The organism is Bacillus sp. FSL W8-1127 (assembly GCF_038006725.1).
GTDB classification, from domain to species: Bacteria; Bacillota; Bacilli; order Bacillales; family DSM-4216; genus Bacillus_O; species Bacillus_O smithii.
Window position 1 is genome coordinate 3,382,711 of the sequence record NZ_JBBOVU010000001.1, and the last position, 21,728, is coordinate 3,404,438.

Consider the following 21,728-nt stretch of genomic DNA (forward strand, 5'->3'; position numbering starts at 1 on the left):
TCACTCCTTTCCTGTTGAAAAAATGACGCCTGCTTGCAATATACAGTTGGAATAAGGAGTTGCTTCTCCTGTTCGGATGACCGCTTTTGCTTGTTTCATGAACTGTTTCAATTGTTCATGGGAGATAAAATCCACCATTCCGCTAAATTCAGATTCTAAAAATTGAAACTGAGCGGGATTATTCGTTTTGATTTCTTCAGCTGCAATGGCTTTTTCGACGACCATATCATCATGTATGACCTTCACAACCTCTTGAAAGGTAGGAGTTCCGATTTTTATGGCTAAATCAATTTTGGGAATATCTTTTGGCACCGGAAGGCCTAAATCACCGATGACGATCCAATCGGTATGGCCGAGATCCGCAAGGACTTTTGCAATAGAACTGTTCACGATTCCATGTCGTTTCATTTTGCAACCACCCTTTCCACTTCTTCCCGCGTCGGCATTCCACCTTGTGCCCCAAACTTGGTAACCGATAGGGAAGCAGCGCAATTCGCAAATCGCAAGCTTTCTGTTATCGATTTTCTTTCTGCCAAAGCGACTGCAAATGCGGCATTAAACGTGTCCCCGGCTCCTGTCGTATCGACCACATCGACTTTGTAAGACGGAATGACGACTTCCTCTGTTCCGTTATGATAACGCACCCCATGCTCTCCTTCCGTAATGATTAATTTATTCGGTAAAGCGGCAAGCATCTCAGATCGTTCTTTCCCGTCAAATAAAACTTGATATTCATGTTCGTTTGGCGTTAAAAACGTTGCTTTTGATATCACTTCTGGATTAATTTTTCTGGCAGGCGCCGGATTTAAGACAAGCTTCACTTCATTCGAAGCACAAACGTCTGCCACATATTCTACTGTTTCTTCCGGAATTTCTTGTTGAATCAACACTACATCCGCTTTCTTGATGGACTCTAAGGCTATCTCTACATAGTCTGGAGTAATGAAATCATTCGCCCCTTTTACGACAATAATGCTGTTGTTTCCATCCGCCAAAGTAATGTGGGCTGTGCCTGACTCCACGCCTGTAACCGGTTTCACAAAATCGGTTGAAACACCATTTTTTTGTAAATTATCGACGATCAAACTTCCATAATGATCATCACCGACACAACCAATCAATGTCACTTCGGCGCCAAGTCTTGCCGCTGCCACGGCCTGGTTTGCTCCTTTACCGCCCGGCACGGTTTTAAAAGAAGTACCAATAATGGTTTCTCCTGCTTCTGGTCTTCTTGGTGAAGTGACCACTAAATCCATGGACGAACTTCCGACTACCACTATTTTAACCATTAAGACTCCACCTTTCTTGTCGTTTCTCTTTCTATTAATTTTACGGGCAGTTTTATCCGAGTATCCATACATTTTTCTTTTCTTAAAATAGCCAACAAAAGCTTGACTGCTTCTTCGCCCATTTTATAGGCTGGTTGATGAATGGTGGTTAAGGGCGGAAAAACTAGTTCACTAATGGGGACATCATCGTATCCGATTATTTGCAGATCTTCCGGTATTCTTTTGCCGATTCTCAACGCCTCATGAAGGACAGCGGTTGCCACCACATCATTACATGCCAATATTCCGTCTGTTTTAGGATACTTTTGAAAAACTTCCTTTGCACTGGCTTTTGCTCCATTAAAAGTAAAGGACGTATCCATGACGTAGAAGCAAGCACTGGATTGGCTTAAAACGTCAAGAGCGGCTAGAAAACGTTCTTGTGCAGGACGTATATGCTGCGGTCCTCTTAACACCGTAATCTCTCTGCTCCCGCGTTCCAATAATGTTCTAGCTGCCAATCTCCCTCCTTGCTGATGATTGGAGTAAACAGAAGGAAATTGATCTGTCGTTCGATCGAGCAGCACGACAGGAATTTTTAAATTCAAAAAACGATCTGAATGGATCGTGGATGCAATGATGCCCATTACATGATTTTGAAGAAACGTTTCAATATAACGAAACTCCTTTTCCATATCTTCATCGCTGTTGCCAACGATCAAACGATATCCCTCATGTTGAACAGCATCTTCCACACCACGGGCTAATTCGGGAAAAAAAGGATTGGTGATATCTGGAAGCAAAAGACCGATTAGTTTGGATTCCCGCTTGTATAAAGATCTAGCCACTTCATTCGGCTTGTAGTTAAGCTTTTGAATGACTTCCAGAACTAATTTTTTCGTATCCTCCTGTACATATCCGCTCTTGTTTAAAACACGGGAAACCGTTGCTACAGAGACCCCCGCCTCTCTCGCAACGTCTCTAATCGTCACCAATTGGTTTCACCTCTACGAAAACTGTAACCGTTTACATATATCTTACTCTTTCATGCTAAAAAGTGCAATCCTTAATTTTTTGTAAAAAAATCATGATAAATTAGTTTGTTCTCTTTCTCCAAGTTGAACGAATACATTCTCTCTTAAAACGGCTTTGCTTGCTCAGAATTTTTTAATGAACTCGAAATAGCCTCGTTCTTTTGGAAGGTTGATAAGGTTGATCTTCCCGGTCTCATGAATGCCTTCTTCTTAGCAGAGTGATTTCTTTTTGATCACCAATAAAACAAAGAAAAATTTTGCCATTAATCCTTCATTCCCAAAATCCGCAGAGTGATGATTATCGCCGAAACGGTCATTTACTCTCCTTTTTTCGCCGTCCAAAATTCCATATCAAACTATTACTCAAAATATTTTCTTGCAAATGTATAAAACTATTCGTTATTGACCAAGATGTAGATAAGAAAAGAACATTTTTACAAAAGGGAGTTGAGAACCATGAAAACACGCCAGGATGCCTGGACTGAAGAAAATGATCTGCTTTTAGCAGAAACTGTACTGCGTCATGTAAGAGAAGGAAGCACTCAATTAAACGCTTTTGAGGAAGTTGGGGACAAGTTAAACCGGACGTCTGCTGCTTGCGGCTTTCGCTGGAACGCTGTCGTCCGCCATCAATATGAAAAAGCTCTTCAGCTTGCGAAAAAGCAGCGAAAACAGCGGCAAAGGCTGTTAGGCAAAGACCAAGGAGGCAAAAAGAAACTTCTTTATCAGCCGCCTGTGCCTTCCATAGAGGAAGTGGAAGCGATGTCCCTGCCCGTGGCAAACGATAATCTAAAAACCGGAGAACAAGAAGCGGCATTGCCTGCCGTTATCGCACCAAGCGGTGAAATCACGCTGGAAAAAGTCATTGCATTCTTGCAAAACATGACCCATTCCAACTACCACGCAGATATTTTAAAAAGCGAGAATGCCAGATTGAAGCAGGAAATTGCGACCTTAAAGCAAGAAAAAGAAGAATTGGAAAAGAAAGTGAAAGAACTAGAAAAAAATTCTATGATTATGCAAGAAGACTACGAAACTTTAATAAAGATTATGAACCGCGCCCGCAAACTAGTCTTGTTTGAAGACGAGGAACCCGCTCCGACTACTTTTAAAATGGATCGAAACGGAAATTTAGAAAAAGTGGCTGAATGATTATAGAAAGATCTGTCCTCCGCCGATGCTTTGGCGTTGAGGACGGATCTTTTTTGCATTAGCAGGAGGCAGCCAAGAGCTTTTCGTTGCGTTCAGTTACCCGATTTAAGTAGTACTGATAGAGCTCTATTTCTTCCCCTTCCAATTGGCTCATATAAAGGGTTTCACTGACCGTTTTTAATGCCGTGAAAAATCGGGTCATCACTTTCGTCATCGATAAAGCTGGGTCGATTAACTCAGCGAGGGAGGCCATCACTTCCGGCCGAATTTCGGGGTACTCCCACTTGGTTACAACGTCTTTTTTCCCAGCTTGGTAAAATTTTCGAATCAACTCCGCTCGTTCTGCCCCGCTTCCGGTGACGCCTATATAAATTTGGACGGCAACGCCATTTTTTATTCGTCTTTGCGATATCCCGGCAAACTTTTTTCCGCGAATGCTCAAATCATAGCTTCCGGGACAGTAAGAACCTATGATTTCTCTCGCTTCGATTTCTTCAGGATAATCGTGAAACATTAATTGAACCAGCTTCCACACGGCATCATACCCTCTATCAATATCGATGCCTTTTTCCGTATCCGGAAATATTAAAGAAAGATTTAAAACTCCTTCATCAAGCAATACAGCCAGTCCGCCCGAGTTTCGGACAATATAGCGGTAGCCCGCATTTTCTAAGACTCTTAAACCATCTTGAAGAAAAGGAAGTTTCGTATCTTGGGTGCCAAGAACTACCGTCTGATGGTGAACCCACGCTCTTGCAGTCGCAGGGGAAGCACCTGCTCCAACGGAAGTGCAAAGCGTATCATCAGCCGCGAACGATTGCAAAGCGTCAAACATCGGCCCTAAACTCGATTGGTCGATAATCCTCCACGCTTTCTGTTGTAATAGAGCCAAAGCATTACTCATCAAAAAATTCTCCTTCAGTCATCGTTTCGTGATCCTATTATATCACCGCTATTTCACGGATGGAAAGAATAGAATGCGATTGTTCGCCTGCCTAAAATAAAGGTCCACTTCTAGGAAATTTTCGGTTTCTCTCATTGTAATCCCACTTTCTAAATGAAGCTTCAAGAATTAGCCACAACTGCACAGGTTTCTTTTCAGATGAATAGGGACAAACTATGGTATATTAAAAAAAGAGAAAGTTGAAGCATTTTGAATAGGAGTTGATATCGTTGAGTGAAGCTGCGCAAACACTGGACGGCTGGTACGTCCTTCATGATTTTCGAACCATCGATTGGGCCCTGTGGAAAACTCTTTCCAGCGAAGAACGTCAATTAGCTCTGGCTGAACTTAACCGTTTCTTAGAAAAATTAGAAAAAACACAAGCTGAACAAAAAGGCAGCCATGCGCTCTACTCCATCGTGGGGCAAAAAGCCGATATAATGCTTATGACATTGCGCCCAACAATGGAAGAATTGAACGAGCTGGAAAATGAATTTAATAAACTAACAATCGCGGAGTTTACGATCCCGAGCTACTCATATGTATCCGTCGTGGAACTAAGCAACTATCTCCCTTCTGATTCCGATGAAGATCCATATGAAAATCCATATGTGCGTTCTCGGCTTTATCCCATTCTGCCAAAATCGAAATACATTTGCTTTTATCCAATGGACAAACGCCGGCAAGGAAACGACAACTGGTATATGCTTCCAATGGAAGAACGCCGTGAATTGATGAGAAGCCACGGATTAATCGGACGTAAATATGCCGGCAAAGTCAAACAAATTATTTCCGGTTCGGTCGGTTTTGACGATTACGAATGGGGAGTTACCTTATTTGCCGACGATGTTCTCCAATTTAAAAAATTGGTCTATGAAATGCGTTTTGATGAAGTAAGCGCCCGCTACGGCGAATTCGGTTCATTCTTCGTCGGTCCGTTGTTGGAAAAAGAAAAACTTCCTCAATTTTTTCATATCAATGAATAAATCGAGATAGGTCCTTAAGAGCCAAACTCTTAAGGACCTTTTTCTTTCTCTCCGTTTATGAAAACCTGTATTCTTTCCCCCTAAAAAACTTTGTCGCAAAATTTGTACAATTCATTAAGAAAGCTGTTCATTTTTTGAAGATGCTTGCATAAGTATGAAAATGGGCTATTTCATTAAAAAACATAAAGACGCTCTTCAAAAAGTGAGGTGAAATACAGAAAAACTGCCTATAGCGAAGATGGTGCTTTTTCTGTCTGTTTTATAGGAAAGGTAAGCCTATAATCCATAAAAGATGGATGTTCCAATGCCATTGCTTTCCTGTTTGCAACTGATAAGACCTATTGGCAGCGCCATGCTTCCAACCTCCGAAGACATATCAGAAGAGCCAGAAATAGAAAATGGTTGGCAAAAGAACCATTTCACCCGTCAACTAAAAAGTGGTTGTTTCATGAACAGTTTCCTGAATAGAACCAGGCAGGTCTATTCCTTTTACTTTCTATTAAACCTCTTGCCCAAGGTGTATGAATATTAGAATAAGGAGGATCTCGAATGAGGCAACAACCAAGTGGTAACCAACAAGTGTATTATACTTATCCGCAAGGATATCCGGCTCAAGCGGTCCAGCCAAGCCCATATCCTCATGTACCCTTTTACCCTGGAGCGAGCCAGCAACAGCAGCAAGTAGGAGGTGCTGCTCCAAGCCAACAAACTCCAACCAGCGTCGCTCAATATATTCCGGGAATGCTTCCCCTAGAGCAATCGTATATTGAAAATATTTTACGGCTGAATAAAGGGAAACTCGTCACCGTATATATGACATTTGAAAACAATCGAGAATGGAATGCCAAAATCTTCAAAGGAGTTATCGAGGCAGCCGGCCGCGATCATCTTATTATAAGCGATCCGCAAACAGGCACACGCTATTTGCTTCCTATGGTATACGTGGACTACATTACATTTGAAGAACCGATTGAGTATGAATATCCGTTTGCAGGCGGAGGCGGCGGACCAGGCGGATCGTACCAGCCAAGATAACGTGCCCTTTATTGGGGTGTTTTAAGCGTGATGATCCTGCTCGTTTAACGATTCAAATGCATGATTTCTATCCCTAGCTTCGCGGATATCACAAGCACAAAACAGAAACAATCAAAAAAAGAAGAGGCCCCTACAAAAGCGGATGGGATCGCCTCTTCCTTTTAATATTTGATTGTATTGACAATCCAATCTTTTTACATCCACTTGGTTGCTGCCAAAACAAGCAAAAACCAACCTATTAAAAACGAGATCCCGCCTAAAGGAGTAATGGCCCCCAAAATATGAATTTTCGTCAAACTGAGTACATACAAACTTCCCGAAAAGAGCACAATTCCAATAAACAAAAGCCATCCCGACCAAGAAATAAGTGAACTAGCCGGATATTTTCCCGCTAAAATGGCGACAATCAACAGCCCAAGTGCATGAAACATTTGATATTGGACGCCGGTTTTCCAAATATCCATATACTTTTGTTCCAATTTTCCTTCCAGTCCATGTGCGCCAAACGCCCCCAACGCCACAGCCAGCAGTGCATTAATAGCCCCTATTATGACAAAAATTTTCATCCTGTTCCCTCTCCCTTCAAGGTTTTGCTGCCACTTATCTATACAGCCATCTGCTTAAAAAGCATTTTAGTGTTTCCATCTCCGGGTCCAGCGGCAAAAAATTCGTTAAAAATCAAAAATGGAATCTCCGTTGGCTCCATCATCCGTTTCCAGCTTGTTTCCTTGCAAAGGCAAAGCCCTTTCTTCAGCAGGACTGACAGGCGTGCTGTTCTCTTCCAAAAATGCCGCAGGGTTCAATTGTGAATCGAGCACAACTTCACACAGAGTTTTTATGGTATAAAGATGCTGATATAATGCATCGCTATTTTCTTCTTGGCGCGCCTTTTTTGTTTCCTCTTCAATTTTCTTTAAAAGTTGATAATGGCTGATCTGCAAAATCTCCACCTCCCTAAGCCCATTTTTAAACCCTTCTCTGTTTCACGGATTAAAAGTCCTCTATTGGCTTTATCGGTATGCTTTCAAAATGAAAAGGACATCATAATTCCATTATGATCGTTCTGAAATATGTAATTCAAGCGAAAAAATTCTTCTGTAAATCGTCGCCACTTTTTCAAATAATCCGTAAAACAAGGCCCGAAAACCGAGTATTTTCACAGTATGCTTTGTTTTGCTACAATATGGGTCGTATAGATCTATTCTATCAAAACAGGTCTAATTTTTACATTTGTATGGGAATCAAAAAAGAAAGGAGACGATCATGATGAACACTAATCTCGAATGGCTGCAAGAAATAGACGGGAGCCTATGGCTGACAGAAAATGACCGAAATACGCTGAAAATCAGTTATAAACTAAAAGAGATTCTTTTCTCAGAACAATCCCCCTATCAACATGTCATGATTGTAGATTCGTATGATTTCGGAAGAATGCTGGTTTTAGACGGGGTTGTACAAACGACTTCCTTGGATGGACACATTTATAATGAAATGATTACCCATGTTCCTATTCTGCTTCATCCCCATCCTAAAAAAGTGCTCATTATCGGAGGCGGCGACTGCGGCGCAGCAAGAGAGGCAGCCAAACATCCCGGCATCGAACAAATCGATATGGTGGAAATTGACGAACTGGTAGTGAAATCTTGCAAACAATATTTACCGGATGTTTCAGGGAACTTATCCGATCCCCGCGTTCAATTTATTTTTGAAGACGGGATTGAATTCGTGAAAAATCGCCAAGACGAATATGATGTGGTCATCATTGACTCCTCCGATCCTGTCGGGCCCGCAGAAGCATTATTTACACATGACTTTTATGCAAGCGTAGAAAAAGTATTAAAAAAAGACGGCATTATAGTATGTCAAAGTCAATCTCCTTTGTTCCATCAGGAGATTCTTAAACAAACGTTTGATCATATTCAAAATTTATTCCCTTATGCCGGTGTCTATAAAGCTGTTGTTCCAACCTACCCAGGAGGAATGTGGAGTTTTACGCTAGGATCAAAAGTCTATCCGATTGATACTAACAGCAAACAAGTACCTAACCTTGATACCAAATATTTCAACGCCGAAATTTTCCAAAGCTGTTTTCTTCTCCCTCAGCAAATGAAAAACCTGCTGAAATAAACTTCTTTCTATATCCATGCATGCAAGAAAAGCTGGAAATTCACAATAGATTCGTTTGGATGATAAAAAATCCTTCAAGCATTTTGTCGAAATGTTTCACGTGAAACATTTCGACTTTTGTTGTTATTTGTCAAAAGAATGAAAGATGGTTTATGAAAGATTGGGAATTTGCCAGTCAATTTCTGTCTCACCTATTTCCCGCAAAAAGCGATTTGCTTTTGAAAACGGACGGCTGCCAAAAAATCCTCGGTTTGCGGACAATGGACTAGGATGCGGCGAGCGGATGATAAAATGCTTCGTCTGATCAATCAGCGGCAATTTGCTTTGAGCCGGACGCCCCCACAAAATAAATACCGCCGGTTTTTCTCGATTATTGATGAGCGAAATCACCCGATCGGTAAATTGCTCCCATCCTTTTCCGCGGTGAGAATGGGCTTCTCCTTGGCGAACCGTTAAAACTGTATTTAACAGCAAAACGCCTTGGCGCGCCCAAGGGATCAAACAGCCGTTATCAGGAATATAGCAGCCTAGATCATCATGCAATTCTTGAAAAATATTTTTTAAAGAAGGAGGGATTGGAACATTCGGTTTGACTGAAAAACTTAAACCGTGGGCCTGATTAGGTCCATGATAAGGATCTTGCCCTAAAAGCACTACTTTTACGTTCTTGTAGGGAGTAAAATGAAGGGCATTGAAAATATCATACATGTCCGGATAAACAATTCTTGTTTGATATTCTTTTTTTAAAAATTCACGCAAGCGTAGATAATATTCTTTTTCAAATTCTTCCTCCAATAACGGAGCCCAGTCATTGGATAGAATTTTCTTTTTCATTCGTTCCCACCTTTGCCTTTTCCATGAAATGTTTATTCTTGATTCAACTATACCTTATCAATTTTTGTCGAAAAGCGCTACTTCCAACGAGCAAAGAAGGATTCGGTTATCTTCGCCATCAAAAAATTTTTCGAAGTTGCTGTATACACAACAGAAAGCGCATCATCAGAAAAATAAAGATTTCAAAAAATTTTTCAAACATTCGTTTAAGAAAAATACAAAAGTAAAAGAGCGGCCGGATGTTGAAACGGGCCGCCGCTTGTTTATGTTCATTAACAGCTATCCTAAAAGAGTTTGATAGATTTTTTTTGCCGTGGCTTCATCTTTCGTGCCGTGAATCAAAGCTCTGCCATCTTGAAATAAAACGATGCGAAGATCCTCTTTTTCAATGGATAATAAATAAGGATTCCCCTCTACATTCCAGCCTGCTCTTCTCCATTGAAGAGCGAGTGCAGATAGCTCCATGTCTCGTTTTTTCCCCGGCCTTACCTGCACTGTGTCCCTTCCGCAAAGAACAGTTGTTTTTGTGCGTGCTTCCCGCGACAAGAAAGGATAAGCAGGCTGTGCCCCGCAAGATAAGCAGCTTTCATCCTTTAATGCCCCCGCTTTGATTTCCAAATGATCGTTTTTCCAAAGATCAAAGCTTACAAAAGACGGACGCAAATCTTCTTGATGGTCGGTTAAAATCTTCAACGCTTCCGCCGACTGATAAGCAGCCACCATTTGAACAGCCGGTCCGATCACTCCCACCGTGTCGCAAGTCAATCCTTGCATCGGCATTTGCTTTAATAAGCATTGAAGACAGGGAGTTTTTCCGGGAACAATCGTATAAGTCATTCCAAAACTTCCCACACAAGCTCCAAAAATCCAAGGAATTCGATATTTTTGGGAAATGTCATTGATTAAAAAACGAGTTTCAAAGTTATCCGTACCGTCCAATATGAGATCGACTTCCTGCGCCAACTCTTCCAGCAATGCAGCATCTGCCTCGCCGACAATGGAATTTACATCAATGAGACCATTGATCTCTCCAAGCCTTTTTTCTGCCGCGGCCGCTTTTGGCCAGCGCATGCGAGCATCTTCCTCACTATATAAATGCTGCCGTTGCAAGTTGCTTTCTTCCACGTAATCGCGATCAATGACGGTCATCCGGCCTACTCCCGCTCTAGCCAATATTTCGGCTGTTGCAGAACCTAAAGCTCCAGTCCCCACGATCAAAACATGCTTTTGGGAAAGCTTCTTCTGTCCTTCTCTCCCAATTGGTTCAAACAGTATTTGCCGGGAATACCGTTCCATTGCTGCACCTTCTTTCCGTTAAAATAGCATCCTGTGGCGCTTGTTATCCCCCGCTAACAGGTGGAATAAAGGCAACGACATCTCCCTCTTTTACTCTGTAGTCTTCCGGAACGAATTCTTCATTGACAGCTGTCATAGCAGAATCGAGCCGGCTGGCGTGAAACTGTTCCACCACTTCTTTTTTTATTTGTTTGATCGTTTTTCCGGCTCCTTCTATTTCTGCTTCGGATTGCCCCGTTTCTTCACGAAGATGAGCAAAAAATAAAATACGAATCATCCTACATCCTCCATTTCTTCCTTCATGCCTGCATTGCTTGCACGTTTACTTCATCCATTTCACCAGGGACATTATGATTCCTGCGGTGGTTTCCCATCGGAATAAGCAATCGTGCCTTGCTGATTTCCAATCCACTCTTCTCCGTCTTCCCAATGCTCTTTTTTCCAAATCGGCACCATTTCTTTTATTCTTTCAATAGCATAGCGGTTTGCCTCATAGGCGTCCTTCCGATGCGGAGTGGAAACAGCAATCGCTACCGCAATATCAGAAATGTCCAGCCGGCCGATTCGATGCACGATCGCCGTTTTAGCCCCCGGCCATCTTTTTTCAATTTCCTCTCCAATTTGTCTCAATTTCTTTTCTGCCATGGATTCATAGGCTTCATATTGCAAATAAAGGGTCTTTTTCCCGTTTGTCAATTCTCTTACCGTACCTAAAAACGTCACAACCGCACCTGCTTCAGGCCGGACCACCTGCTGGACTACCTCTTCCATTTTGATTGGCTGTTTTGTAATCTTAAACATCGTTTCTTTTCATTCCTTTTATTATCGTTTTCACCACTTTGAACGATTCGGGATCATTCATATTCCAAAAAGCATTCGCATATTCTGCTTTTAAAGCATCAGGAACATCGTGTTCCGCCACGATCTTCATATCCAACAAGCGGAGGAATTCTTTCAAACGATATTGCTTGCGCTTAAGCTGAATTTTGGCCGCTTCTTTCGCTGATGTCTTATAAACAGCGAATAAAGGATGAAGAATCCCATCCGTCATAGGGATAATGGCATCTTGATCGGTCTTTGCCAATTCGTCTATCATCCATTTCCCGATACGTCTGGAAGCGAACGGCATATCACAAGCCACAAACAAGTTCATCTCCGTATCCGAATGAAGAAGACCCGTATAAATTCCTGCAAGCGGCCCGCATCCTCGAAAAGACACATCGTCTGGCAGCTGGGGAAGATCCATAGAATAAGAATGACTGCCCGTCAGCAACACCATTTTAGAAGTCAACGGTTGAAACTCATCCTTTAATCGCTCCAGCATGGTTTTCCCATCGACTTCCAAAAGTGCTTTATTCATCCCCATTCTGGTCGATTGACCGCCAGCCAACAAAAACACCGTTGTTTCCACTTGTCTCGTTCCCCTCTATTGCGCTGCTTACATTGAAGATTCACAAAATGAAAATCACAGATTAAAATTTATTCCGATGGTTTTTGCCTCTTTGACAAATAAACATTCTTCCCAATAGTGTAATGTAGCGTTGCATCCGTTCAAAAGTTACATGAACATCTTTCAGTTGTTCTTTTTCCTTGATTTTACTATATCGTTAAACAACGAACAAACCTTTTGACAGAAAACGCTTTATTTTTCCGACAGCGTCAAAACGTCCAAAAGTATTTTCTCCCACAGCGGCATATGGAAACGATCAGAACTTGTGTAAGCGGAAGCCTTTGCGGTCAGCCGCCGAATTTCGGACTCTGTTCACTCGTCAGCAACGCTTCTATAGTAAGCACCGTTTGAAAAGAAGTTCAAACAATTAGTGTGAAAGAAAAGAAATTTAGAAGGGGACCATCGACCGTTACGAACATTTTGCAGAGAGTCTTTCATTGCCCAACTCTTTTCGCAATTCTATCTGTTTTCTAGTACAATGAATCTATATATTTTTGTATAGAGGTGAAGAAAATGGAGCCGATTCTCGCTGACAAGGTCCAAGAATATATCAATCAATTCGCCGGCAAAGATGTGTATATCCATGTGGAAACGACGAACGGCGCTTATGCTTCTCATTTTAACGAAGGCTTTTTTTCGGCCGGTTGTTTTATCCGGAATGCCAAAGTAAACTATGAACATGGCAAAATCGCAGGAACAGGTCCATATCGGATCGGTTTGAAGTTGGATCTCGGATGGATTTACGTAGAAGGCCTCACCCATTTTGAACTGGATGACCAAGGACGACTGCTTCTTTCGGGGCATGGCCATGACGGAAAATTAGCGGCTGCTTTGGAAATCAGCCACACACCGTTCGACTAAGGAAAGGAGCGATTTTAGAACATGAACAAAATCGAAAAAGAGCGTCATGTGCTGGTTATTTATCCACATCCGGATGATGAAGCAATGGGGGTTTCAGGAACACTTGCCATTTATGCGAAAAACAACGTTCCTATCACCTATGCGTGTCTGACATTGGGCGAAATGGGAAGAAATTTAGGCAATCCGCCGTTTGCTACTCGAGAAACATTGCCCAAAGTCCGTAAAAAGGAACTCGAGAAAGCAGCTGAAGTGATCGGCATTCAAGATTTGCGAATGATGGGGCTTCGCGATAAAACGGTGGAATTTGAAGACGACGAAAAAATGGTCAAACTGGTGACTGATTTAATCGAAGAGCTGAATCCATCGTTGATCATTACTTTTTATCCCGGCTACTCCGTCCACCCGGACCATGAAGCTACCGGACGTGCGGTTGTAAGAGCGGTGCGCCGAATTCCAGTGGAAAAACGGCCGAAGCTATACTGCACAGCCTTTTCCAAAGACTGCGAAAGAAATCTAGGTGAACCCGATATTGTAAACGATATTCGTGAAGTACAGGATATCAAGATCGCTGCTTTAAAAGCGCATATCTCCCAAACCGCTTGGATGCTGAAGGGATTAGAGGAAAGCATAGCTCAAAACAATCCGATCAGCGAACGGTTAACAACAGAACGTTTATGGAGCTATCAATGGGATCGTGACGAAGTAGATTGATCCTATCTTTGTCATAAACGCTCGTCAAAGAGCAGCACTTTGCCTTTCATCTCTAAGCGATTGTTTTATTTTAAAAAGGCAATGATCGCAAGAAAGAGTTCGATCGCAACCAATACCTATCAAACCAATTCTACACAAAAAAGCCAGCCCACTTCTTTCACGTTGGTACTGGCTTTTATTATTTTTCTTATCCACTCATCGCCTGCATCAAAACAGGAAAGAACCGATCCTATGTAAACTCTTTGGAGCGTCTTCTCTTTGACTTTGATCATCATCCCTTAATGAGGCGCCATGAGCTGGATGAAGATAGTGAACTACCCGCTACCTACGCTTCGCTTAGAGGTGAGGGCTTCTAAGGTAATCGCACCTAACGGTACGAAATTTACTTAGCTATCGAGCCTGTTCCATGCTCTATTTATGATGATGCTAATGCCAACAGTCGCAATCCTTCACGCTTGATATTGATAGAAGCATTCCAATCTCTATCTGCTACAAAACCACAATCACAATGGAATATGCGCTCAGAAAGAGATAGAGACTCCTTTACTCGACCGCAACATGAACAAGTTTTGGATGATGGAAACCACTTATCTATTTTGAGAAGCTTTTTCCCCTGCTCCTCTAACTTGTATTGGAGAAATTTCGTGAACATGCCCCATGCATGATCAGCAACGCTTTTGCCGAAATTGAGTGCTTGGGACATTCCCTTCATGTTGAGGTCTTCGATAACCACGCAATCATATAGTTTCGCTAATTTGTGCGATTCCTTATGTAGAAAGTCTTTTCGTTGATTCGCAATTCTTTCATGTAGCTTCGCCACTTTTAGTCGTTGCTTGTGCCAACGATTAGAACCTTTCTTTCTGCGTGATAGAACACGCTGTTCTTTCGCTAATTTTCCCAAGGCTTGGCGATAGAAACGAGGGTAATTGGCTGTCTTACCTTCTTCACTATCGATAAATAAACCGTTCATGGAAAAATCTAAGCCAACCACAGCTTGTACTTCTTTTTGTACAGGTTGATGTTCGTATTCAGTGAGAATAGAAACATAGTATTTTCCTGTTTTTGTTCGAGAAACCGTACAAGACTTGATGATATGATGTGACGGAATTTCTTGATGTTGTTTGATTTTTACAAGTTTCAGTTTCGGTAATTTGATATAACCATCCAAAAGCATAATGTTTCCGTTGACCACGTTGGTTGTGTAGGACTGTCTCGCCTTTCGGCTTTTGAACTTCGGAAATTCAGCACGACCAGAGAAGAAGTTTTGGTATGCCTTCTGCAAATTCAGTTGAGCGTTTGCCAACGCAAGGCTGTCTACTTCTTTGAGCCATGGAAATTCCTTTTTGTACTTTGCAGGAGTCGGGAATTTTTTTTGCTTTTTCAAGGCTTCTTTGTCGTCCTTGAATGGTTCATATGTTTCCATTCGTTCAGCCAACATTTTGTTGTAGACGAAACGAACGCAACCGAAGGTTTTTGTAAGAAGTCGCTCTTGTTCTTGTGTTGGGTACAGACGAAATTTATATGCTTTGTTTGCCATATCAAATCACCTCACTTCCTCCCTTGATTTTCTATATACTGCTTTATCACTTCAATGGGCGCACCACCTGTTGTAAGTAAGCAAAAGCTTCTTGACCAAAAATACTCTTTCCAAAGTTTTCTTTTCACTTGTGGAAAATGCTTTTTGATAAGTCTTAGAACTTGCACTTTTATAGGCATTGATGAACTTTGATAGTTCACTATTCGGATGTGCTTTGAACAAAATATGCACATGGTCAAGATCGTGATTCCATTCGCCCAAGGAAATATTGTAATGTTCACCAAGTCGAATAAACATATCTTTTGCATAGTCAGATATGGGGTCATCAATCACTTGTCTGCGATATTTTACGACCAGAACAAGATGATAATACAAAAGGAATACCGAATGATTATTATTATCTAATTTCATTGATATAACAGTCTTTCATTTATATAAATACTGATTATATCGTAGTACAAAAAAGAGACAACTTTAGGCTACGCCTAACCGAAATTCATCTCCCACTTTCACTGGTGCTTCCGCACTTTCACGTTTAGAAGTAGGAGACTTCTTTCGGAGGGAAGTTAAATTAAAAAATTAAATAAAAGCGGGTCATTGTTAATTTCCATATACGGGAAGCCTTTGCGATTCATACGCTCAATCAGCGGGTAATAGTCTTCCCGTTTTTTCAATTCAATGCCTACAAGCACCGGTCCTTCATCGCGGCTATTCTTTTTCGTGTATTCGAATCTTGTAATATCATCATGCTCGCCTAGCACATCAGACATAAATTCCCTTAATGCACCAGCGCGCTGCGGGAAATTGACGATAAAATAATGCTTTAATCCTTCATAAATAAGAGACCGCTCTTTGATTTCCTGCATTCGCGAGATATCATTGTTTCCTCCGCTTAAAACGCAGACAACATTTTTTCCTTTTATTTGATCTTTGTAAAAATCCAAAGCGGCGATAGGAAGAGCCCCTGCAGGTTCGGCCACAATCGCATTTTCATTGTATAAATTCAAAATCGTCGTACAAACTTTTCCTTCCGGCACCACCACGATGTCGTCCACAACTTCTTTGCAGATTTCCATTGTTAAATCTCCTACTTGCTTGACCGCAGCGCCGTCAACAAACGGATCAATATTTTCTAAGTTCATCACTTTTCCGTTTTCCAATGATTTTTTCATACTTGGCGCCCCCTCCGGTTCAACGCCAATAATTTTTGTTTCCGGGCTGATGCTCTTTATATAAGAGCCGACGCCGGAAACTAATCCTCCCCCACCAATCGCAGCGAAAACAAAATCCACCGGTTCAGCACTGTCATTCATAATCTCTACCCCAACCGTTCCTTGTCCCGCAATAATGCGAGAATCATCAAACGGATGCACAAATATCATATCTTCTTTAGCACAACATTCTCTTGCTTTCATATATGAATCATCAAATGTATCTCCTGTTAAAATCACTTCTACATAAGAGCCGCCAAATAATTGAACTTGGGAAATCTTTTGCCGTGGAGTCGTCGTCGGCATAAAAATTTTTCCGTAGATTCCCAAATTTTTGCACGAATAAGCCACCCCTTGAGCGTGATTGCCGGCACTGGCGCATACGACTCCTTTTTTCTTTTCTTCTTCTGTCAAGCTCTGGATGAAGTGGTAGGCACCGCGTATTTTGAAAGAACGGACGATTTGCAAATCTTCCCTTTTTATATAAATATTGCATTGATAACGTTCGGATAATCGTTCATTTTTTTGTAGAGGTGTTTTTTCCACTACATCCTTCAGCATTTGATTGGCTACTACGATGTCTTCCACACTGATTTTTGTCAAAGCTTTGCTCATCATAACGCCCCTTCTTAATATTTGAATTTTAAAAATAATTCTAACACATTTTCGGTCAAATAGATGAACAAATTTTCTTAAAATGATGATTTTTATGATAGCTCACCTTTGAATCAAGCGCGAAAATAAACATAACATCATCTTAGCCAATGCCACTGATGATAAAAGAAAACTTACCACCAGCTAAGAATTTACATTCCCTACTGACGGTAAGTTCGATAAGCTGTTTTTGGATAGCTTATTGTCTCTATTGAATTTATTCGTATCATTCGGTCTTGGGAACTTTTAAAGAACTTCCAGTATTGCTTTTCCAACCCCATCTTCGTCATTCACCGCTGTCTCATGGCTGCAAATTTTTTTGATATCCGGATGGCCATTTCCCATCGCAACAGAGCGCCCCACTCTCTCAAACATAGAGAGATCGTTCAAGTTATCGCCGATCGCCATTGTTTCTTGCATAGATATGCCCATTCTTTCAGTAAACCACGTCAATGCGATTCCTTTTTGAGCTTTATTATGCGTCACTTCCAAATTCTCGCTTCCAGATGAACTTACCGAAATTTCCGGAATCGCTTCTAATTTCTCTTTGACCCTCATCAATTCACTAGGATTTTTTGAAACAACAAGGAATTTATAAACAAGCTGATCATTGCTTTCGATAACGTGTTCATAGTTTTCTACAATCTGAATATGTCCTTTGGAGTATCGGTTTTTGGCCATTTCATAAATTTGATCCTCCGGCATATCTGGATTTGCCGTTTGAAAGATGTTCATTAACGTCTGAACGCCTTTTTCATAATGATCCGTATATATCCCTTTGTTAGTAAACACTTCGTAATAAGTATCCGAATGATAAAGAATTTCATAAATATCGAGGGATTGTTTGGCCGATAATTCATTTGTATGAATGATTTCGCCTTCTTTTGTTCTCACTTCCGCTCCATTCACACAAATAATTGGGCACTGTAAGCCAGCTTCCGCTAATACTGTTTGGGCTTCATCGTACGAACGCCCTGTGGCAATCACGACTTCTATTCCCTTTTCTTGGGCTTTTTTGATGGCTGTACGGTTACCCTCGCTAATCATCTGCCGGCTATTTAACAGTGTTCCATCCATGTCTGTAGCAATACATTTAATCATGCATTTCACCCTTATCTATTTCCTCATTACACTTTCAGCAATTCATTTCTATCTTACCATTTTTTAAAGACAAGATCAGTTTTCCGCACCCGTTTAAAGGCTGTCGAAACTTCAGTCCATCGAGTAGAAGGGAGCGATTAACTCCCGTCCTCTCACACCACCGTACGTACGGTTCCGTATACGGCGGTTCAATTAAGATAATTGACGCAAGTCTTTATAACTTCCGTGAATAGCTGTTCTCTTTATGCCAGTGGTCACTCCACCCTCCAAGAGGTCTCCCACGGGATTCACCGCTTCCTCCCTCAAGTGAGGTACTACGTTTTCTGTGTTCATCATGACTCACTGAATACCAAGGGCTATTCTCTCTTAATTGTTCGGTCCTTCTTAGTTGTTCTAGACCAACTAATACTATGACCTCTGCTGACTTCTGACGGTTCAGCTACTTATCACTAAGTAGGTTATGAAGAGTACTTCACATATCCGCCAGACCTCCCCGGGTAAGTACATGCACTTTCACACCATCTATCCGCCTCATTTACTCGATATGACCTTCGACAGAAAGAGCTTTGTTTTGTTATGCAAACTCACTCAATCATACCTAGCCTTATATGAGGTTCGTGTTCCTCGGACCGGTGTTTTGCCTCCAGCTTCCTTCAGATTCCGCGTCACCACGGACACCCTTGCTCTTGGCTAACCTCTACTTCTGTCTTCGGGGTTCGGGACTTACACCCTATAGTTCATGTACATGCCGGGCGCACATAAAAAAAACGTATGTCCCTATACATACGTTTTTGTGAAATCATTAATGAATAATCTGCCTTAATTTTTCATATTGTTTATCAGTTTTACTTTTAATTTTTCTTCGTTCGATTTCCATTTCCAGCAATTGAATAAAATCTTTAGAGAGATTTTCCGTTTTAGCTCGTTCATATACTTCCATCAACTGTTCATCCCTCAGCAAAACAAGCGATGGATTCACCTTTCCCAACCTCTTTTCCCTTTTTGATTTCTTTTGAATCATGAAAAGTTCCTCAAAACAAAAAAGGGGACCCGATCCTTAAAAATATGGCAACATTCCCGTTTTGATCAAGTATTCACCATTTAAGAAATAATTCAAAATTTCTGGGTAATGATCGTTTTTTCTGGCCTGATCCTCATTAACATCGATATTTTAATATGATTTTTAATAGAAATAAAGGGTTTTTCAAAAAATTCAACAAAATTTTCTTTCGACTTTATTAGCGTTTAGCCAGCATTCACTGTTCCACTCGTATTCTTGACATCCATCGATCCATTAATTTCAAATTTTCACCTTCTATTTAGTCAGATTTCATCGGGCTGTCACATTTTTTGCCGAAATGCGTCTTCATCATTTAGCAGCTTATGTTCAATTGATGTTCCCTCTGTATGGAATGCATTAAGTAGAAGCGATTTTTCGTTGACGAACAAGATTGCATGTTATCAGCAAAAAAAAGCATTCCATGGTCGAAAGAATTTTCAACATCCTTCCTTTTGATTTGAATAGCCATTCACGATCAAGCATCTGTTTGTTTGTCTGTCCACCATCGTTTCTTACAAGAAAAGTTTGCAAAAAACGCAAATCTCCTTTTTAATCGATAAATCACTTCTATATTTATTTTGCCATCAAAACAATAAAGCCTTTCTCCTCCCCAGACACCTTTTAAAAATCCACCCAAAAAACAGAATTCTTTGCGCCATTTCCAAAAAAACTCCCTCATTCACCATCTTCTGTCTATTATTGCCACCAAAAACACATGATCCAATCGAATGCTGCTGGACAAAATAAATTTTGAAAAGATCAATGCCTGACGGTGTTTTATACCAAAAATGAAATGTTCGAATGTACATCTTATTTTCAATTTTATATAGATATGATACAATGCACACGCATTGGAGGGTCAAAAATGAGTAAAAGCGGTAAAAATATACCTTTTTTATTGTCACTTTTACTGTTATTAGCTTATATCAGTTTTCAATTATTGAATCGGTCCGAACCGGTCAATTCGCAAAATCAAACCTATATCGATCCACCGACCATTTTTGTTCATGGCTATAAAGGAACTTACAACTCTTTTAACGGAATGCTGAACCGCTTTGAATATAACTATCATTGGGGTCATCGTGTGCTGATTTGCAAAGTGGCAAAAAACGGACATCTTTTCGTGAACGGACATATCCCAAATGACAGCCATAGAATGTTCATTCAAGTCGTTTTTGAAAACAACCGAGCCAGTTTTCAGGACACTTCCCATTGGCTTTCTGAAGTGATGCTTTTGTTAAAAGAACGATACGGGATTGAAAATGTGAATATTGTCGGCCATTCCATGGGGGGAATTATTTCAACCAAGTTTCTCCTGGATCACGGCAACCAGCTTCGCTATCCTAAAGTAGAAAAATTGGTCACCATTGGCAGCCCTTTTTTGGGGATTGACCAATCCTCTTACTTTAAAGTGAATAGCGGACCAGCCGCTCTCGATTTAAAACCTGGATCTAAAGCTCTACAAGACCTATGGAGAAAATCGAACCACTTCCCACCAGACATCAAAGTACTCGCTATTGCCGGAAAAGGCGACCAAGTAGTCAACATTTCAAGCGCCTTGTCTATCCGAAGAATGGTCCCTCGCCACAATTATCAAGACAAAATCGTCCAGAATGTACAAGTGACACATAGCGGCCTGCATGAAAGCACCGAAGTCGACCATTTTATCGGAACATTTTTATGGGGCCTGACCCCTTTCACACATTAAAGTGTGAAGGGGGTCAGGCCCCTTTAACTAGATCTTCTATTTTGGCGTTGACGACTTTTTGCAAGTCTGCGGGTGACAATTCTATTTGAACTCCAATTTTTCCTCCGCTTACTATGATTTCATGACAGTTTAACGCCTGCTTATCGATAAAAACGGGGTAATGCTTTTTCATGCCGATGGGCGAACAGCCTCCACGAACATAACCCGTCCACTTTTGCAGCTCGTTGACAGGGAGCATCTCTACCTTTTTTTCTCCTGCTACTTTAGCAGCCTTTTTCAAGTCCAGTTCAGACGCCACCGGAATGACAAACACATACAGCTGCTTTGTTCCGCTTTGAACCACCAGTGTTTTAAACACACAATGAGGATCTTTGCCGAGGTTTTCCGCTACCGAAACACCGTCTATTTTTCCGCCATGTGGTTCATACGTATAAACCTTATAGGGAATCTTTTTAGTATCCAGCATCCTTATGGCGTTCGTTTTTGCTTTTGGCATCCTAATCACCTTTCCGTCTAGTTTCTTACTCCGCCGGCGCGTCAGCCACTCATAAAAAAAACGAGAGATTCCATTCTTCCATACGCCGTCTAATACATATCGCTGTTTTCATATCTCCTGTTCCCCTGGGAAACCGCTTCTTCGTTGATTTCTTCACTCTTTATTATCCGACAAATTTCGAGCATCTTCAATTTTTTGAACCTTCAACCGGTGGAAGACCATCATATATATCAAAAATAGATCAATTTTAATGTAAACGTTCTT

Annotated in this window: 24 protein-coding genes and 1 pseudogene; 7 read left to right on the forward strand and 18 right to left on the reverse strand. The window is 41.2% G+C overall.

Annotated features, from left to right (window positions below; all coding sequences use genetic code 11):
• The 3 genes from rbsD to NST12_RS15845 are packed head-to-tail and all read right to left on the reverse strand — an operon-like array spanning position 1 to position 2,263.
• A complete protein-coding gene (rbsD, locus tag NST12_RS15835) occupies positions 1-408 on the reverse strand; it encodes a D-ribose pyranase (RefSeq protein WP_048624270.1) in 408 nt (135 codons plus the stop codon).
• A complete protein-coding gene (gene rbsK, locus NST12_RS15840) occupies positions 405-1,289 on the reverse strand; it encodes a ribokinase (protein ID WP_327796722.1) in 885 nt (294 codons plus the stop codon). Before rbsK ends, rbsD begins: the two co-directional genes overlap by 4 nt.
• Positions 1,289-2,263, reverse strand: coding sequence for a LacI family DNA-binding transcriptional regulator (locus NST12_RS15845; protein ID WP_341102012.1), 975 nt, complete (start codon positions 2,261-2,263; stop codon positions 1,289-1,291). The genes rbsK and NST12_RS15845 overlap by 1 nt, the downstream gene beginning before the upstream one ends.
• A 495-nt stretch (positions 2,264-2,758) precedes the next feature.
• On the opposite strand from NST12_RS15845, the gene NST12_RS15850 reads away from it, so the two are divergent.
• Positions 2,759-3,454 carry an RsfA family transcriptional regulator gene (locus tag NST12_RS15850; protein WP_048624273.1) on the forward strand — a complete coding sequence of 232 codons (696 nt, stop codon included), beginning with the start codon at positions 2,759-2,761 and terminating at the stop codon, positions 3,452-3,454.
• A 58-nt stretch (positions 3,455-3,512) separates the two neighbouring features.
• Here NST12_RS15850 and NST12_RS15855 read toward each other — a convergent pair whose 3' ends face one another.
• Complete coding sequence (locus NST12_RS15855) at positions 3,513-4,358, reverse strand: lipoate--protein ligase family protein (protein WP_327796724.1); 846 nt, start codon at positions 4,356-4,358, stop codon at positions 3,513-3,515.
• A gap of 269 nt (positions 4,359-4,627) precedes the next feature.
• On the opposite strand from NST12_RS15855, the gene hemQ reads away from it, so the two are divergent.
• Together hemQ and gerQ are read left to right on the forward strand one after the other, a co-directional pair.
• Entirely contained in the window at positions 4,628-5,383 is a 756-nt protein-coding gene (gene hemQ, locus NST12_RS15860) for a hydrogen peroxide-dependent heme synthase (RefSeq protein ID WP_003354335.1), read from the forward strand.
• Positions 5,384-5,932: 549 nt separating this feature from the next.
• Positions 5,933-6,418: a spore coat protein GerQ gene (gerQ, locus tag NST12_RS15865; protein ID WP_327804605.1), complete on the forward strand. Its 486-nt coding sequence runs from the start codon at positions 5,933-5,935 to the stop codon at positions 6,416-6,418.
• Between the two features lie 194 nt (positions 6,419-6,612).
• On the opposite strand, the gene NST12_RS15870 is transcribed toward gerQ, so the two are convergent.
• Positions 6,613-6,984: a DUF423 domain-containing protein gene (locus tag NST12_RS15870; protein ID WP_048624276.1), complete on the reverse strand. Its 372-nt coding sequence runs from the start codon at positions 6,982-6,984 to the stop codon at positions 6,613-6,615.
• Between the two features lie 105 nt (positions 6,985-7,089).
• Positions 7,090-7,359, reverse strand: a complete 270-nt coding sequence (locus NST12_RS15875) for a YwdI family protein (protein ID WP_048624277.1) — start codon at positions 7,357-7,359, stop codon at positions 7,090-7,092.
• Between the two features lie 325 nt (positions 7,360-7,684).
• Between NST12_RS15875 and speE the strand changes: the two genes are divergently transcribed.
• Entirely contained in the window at positions 7,685-8,545 is an 861-nt protein-coding gene (gene speE / locus NST12_RS15880) for a polyamine aminopropyltransferase (RefSeq protein WP_048624278.1), read from the forward strand.
• A gap of 150 nt (positions 8,546-8,695) precedes the next feature.
• Here speE and NST12_RS15885 read toward each other — a convergent pair whose 3' ends face one another.
• The 5 genes from NST12_RS15885 to mobA form a co-directional block, all read right to left on the reverse strand.
• On the reverse strand, positions 8,696-9,379 hold the full coding sequence (locus NST12_RS15885; RefSeq protein ID WP_003354340.1) for a uracil-DNA glycosylase: 684 nt from the start codon (positions 9,377-9,379) through the stop codon (positions 8,696-8,698).
• A 279-nt stretch (positions 9,380-9,658) separates the two neighbouring features.
• Positions 9,659-10,675 carry a ThiF family adenylyltransferase gene (locus NST12_RS15890; RefSeq protein WP_003354343.1) on the reverse strand — a complete coding sequence of 339 codons (1,017 nt, stop codon included), beginning with the start codon at positions 10,673-10,675 and terminating at the stop codon, positions 9,659-9,661.
• Positions 10,676-10,718: 43 nt separating this feature from the next.
• The gene (gene moaD, locus NST12_RS15895; protein WP_003354344.1) at positions 10,719-10,952 is read right to left on the reverse strand and encodes a molybdopterin converting factor subunit 1; all 234 of its coding nucleotides are present in this window, start codon (positions 10,950-10,952) and stop codon (positions 10,719-10,721) included.
• Between the two features lie 71 nt (positions 10,953-11,023).
• Positions 11,024-11,476 (reverse strand): molybdenum cofactor biosynthesis protein MoaE, encoded by a 453-nt coding sequence (locus NST12_RS15900; protein WP_048624280.1) that lies wholly within the window; start codon positions 11,474-11,476, stop codon positions 11,024-11,026.
• A complete protein-coding gene (gene mobA, locus NST12_RS15905) occupies positions 11,469-12,086 on the reverse strand; it encodes a molybdenum cofactor guanylyltransferase (protein WP_341102018.1) in 618 nt (205 codons plus the stop codon). The genes NST12_RS15900 and mobA overlap by 8 nt, the downstream gene beginning before the upstream one ends.
• Before the next feature lie 552 nt (positions 12,087-12,638).
• Between mobA and NST12_RS15910 the strand changes: the two genes are divergently transcribed.
• Both NST12_RS15910 and bshB2 read left to right on the forward strand, forming a co-directional pair.
• Positions 12,639-12,986, forward strand: coding sequence for a YojF family protein (locus tag NST12_RS15910; protein WP_003354347.1), 348 nt, complete (start codon positions 12,639-12,641; stop codon positions 12,984-12,986).
• Positions 12,987-13,016: 30 nt separating this feature from the next.
• On the forward strand, positions 13,017-13,697 hold the full coding sequence (gene bshB2 / locus NST12_RS15915) for a bacillithiol biosynthesis deacetylase BshB2 (protein WP_341102266.1): 681 nt from the start codon (positions 13,017-13,019) through the stop codon (positions 13,695-13,697).
• A 415-nt stretch (positions 13,698-14,112) separates the two neighbouring features.
• Here the strand turns inward: bshB2 and NST12_RS15920 are convergent, their stop codons facing one another.
• From NST12_RS15920 to NST12_RS15945, 6 genes and pseudogenes are all read right to left on the reverse strand, one after another.
• Positions 14,113-15,234: a transposase gene (locus tag NST12_RS15920; RefSeq protein WP_341102021.1), complete on the reverse strand. Its 1,122-nt coding sequence runs from the start codon at positions 15,232-15,234 to the stop codon at positions 14,113-14,115.
• An 11-nt stretch (positions 15,235-15,245) separates the two neighbouring features.
• A pseudogene (tnpA, locus tag NST12_RS15925) lies at positions 15,246-15,645 on the reverse strand (IS200/IS605 family transposase).
• A 155-nt stretch (positions 15,646-15,800) separates the two neighbouring features.
• A complete protein-coding gene (gene ilvA, locus NST12_RS15930; RefSeq protein ID WP_341102024.1) occupies positions 15,801-17,063 on the reverse strand; it encodes a threonine ammonia-lyase IlvA in 1,263 nt (420 codons plus the stop codon).
• 282 nt (positions 17,064-17,345) lie between these two features.
• Positions 17,346-18,200 carry a Cof-type HAD-IIB family hydrolase gene (locus tag NST12_RS15935; protein ID WP_341102027.1) on the reverse strand — a complete coding sequence of 285 codons (855 nt, stop codon included), beginning with the start codon at positions 18,198-18,200 and terminating at the stop codon, positions 17,346-17,348.
• A gap of 802 nt (positions 18,201-19,002) precedes the next feature.
• Positions 19,003-19,221 (reverse strand): sporulation histidine kinase inhibitor Sda, encoded by a 219-nt coding sequence (gene sda / locus NST12_RS15940; protein ID WP_048624284.1) that lies wholly within the window; start codon positions 19,219-19,221, stop codon positions 19,003-19,005.
• A 514-nt stretch (positions 19,222-19,735) separates the two neighbouring features.
• On the reverse strand, positions 19,736-19,939 hold the full coding sequence (locus NST12_RS15945) for a hypothetical protein (RefSeq protein ID WP_341102029.1): 204 nt from the start codon (positions 19,937-19,939) through the stop codon (positions 19,736-19,738).
• 186 nt (positions 19,940-20,125) lie between these two features.
• On the opposite strand from NST12_RS15945, the gene NST12_RS15950 reads away from it, so the two are divergent.
• The gene (locus NST12_RS15950) at positions 20,126-20,968 is read left to right on the forward strand and encodes an alpha/beta fold hydrolase (RefSeq protein ID WP_327796733.1); all 843 of its coding nucleotides are present in this window, start codon (positions 20,126-20,128) and stop codon (positions 20,966-20,968) included.
• A 13-nt stretch (positions 20,969-20,981) separates the two neighbouring features.
• On the opposite strand, the gene ybaK is transcribed toward NST12_RS15950, so the two are convergent.
• Positions 20,982-21,464, reverse strand: a complete 483-nt coding sequence (gene ybaK / locus NST12_RS15955) for a Cys-tRNA(Pro) deacylase (RefSeq protein WP_341102031.1) — start codon at positions 21,462-21,464, stop codon at positions 20,982-20,984.
• Positions 21,465-21,728 lie beyond the last annotated feature (264 nt).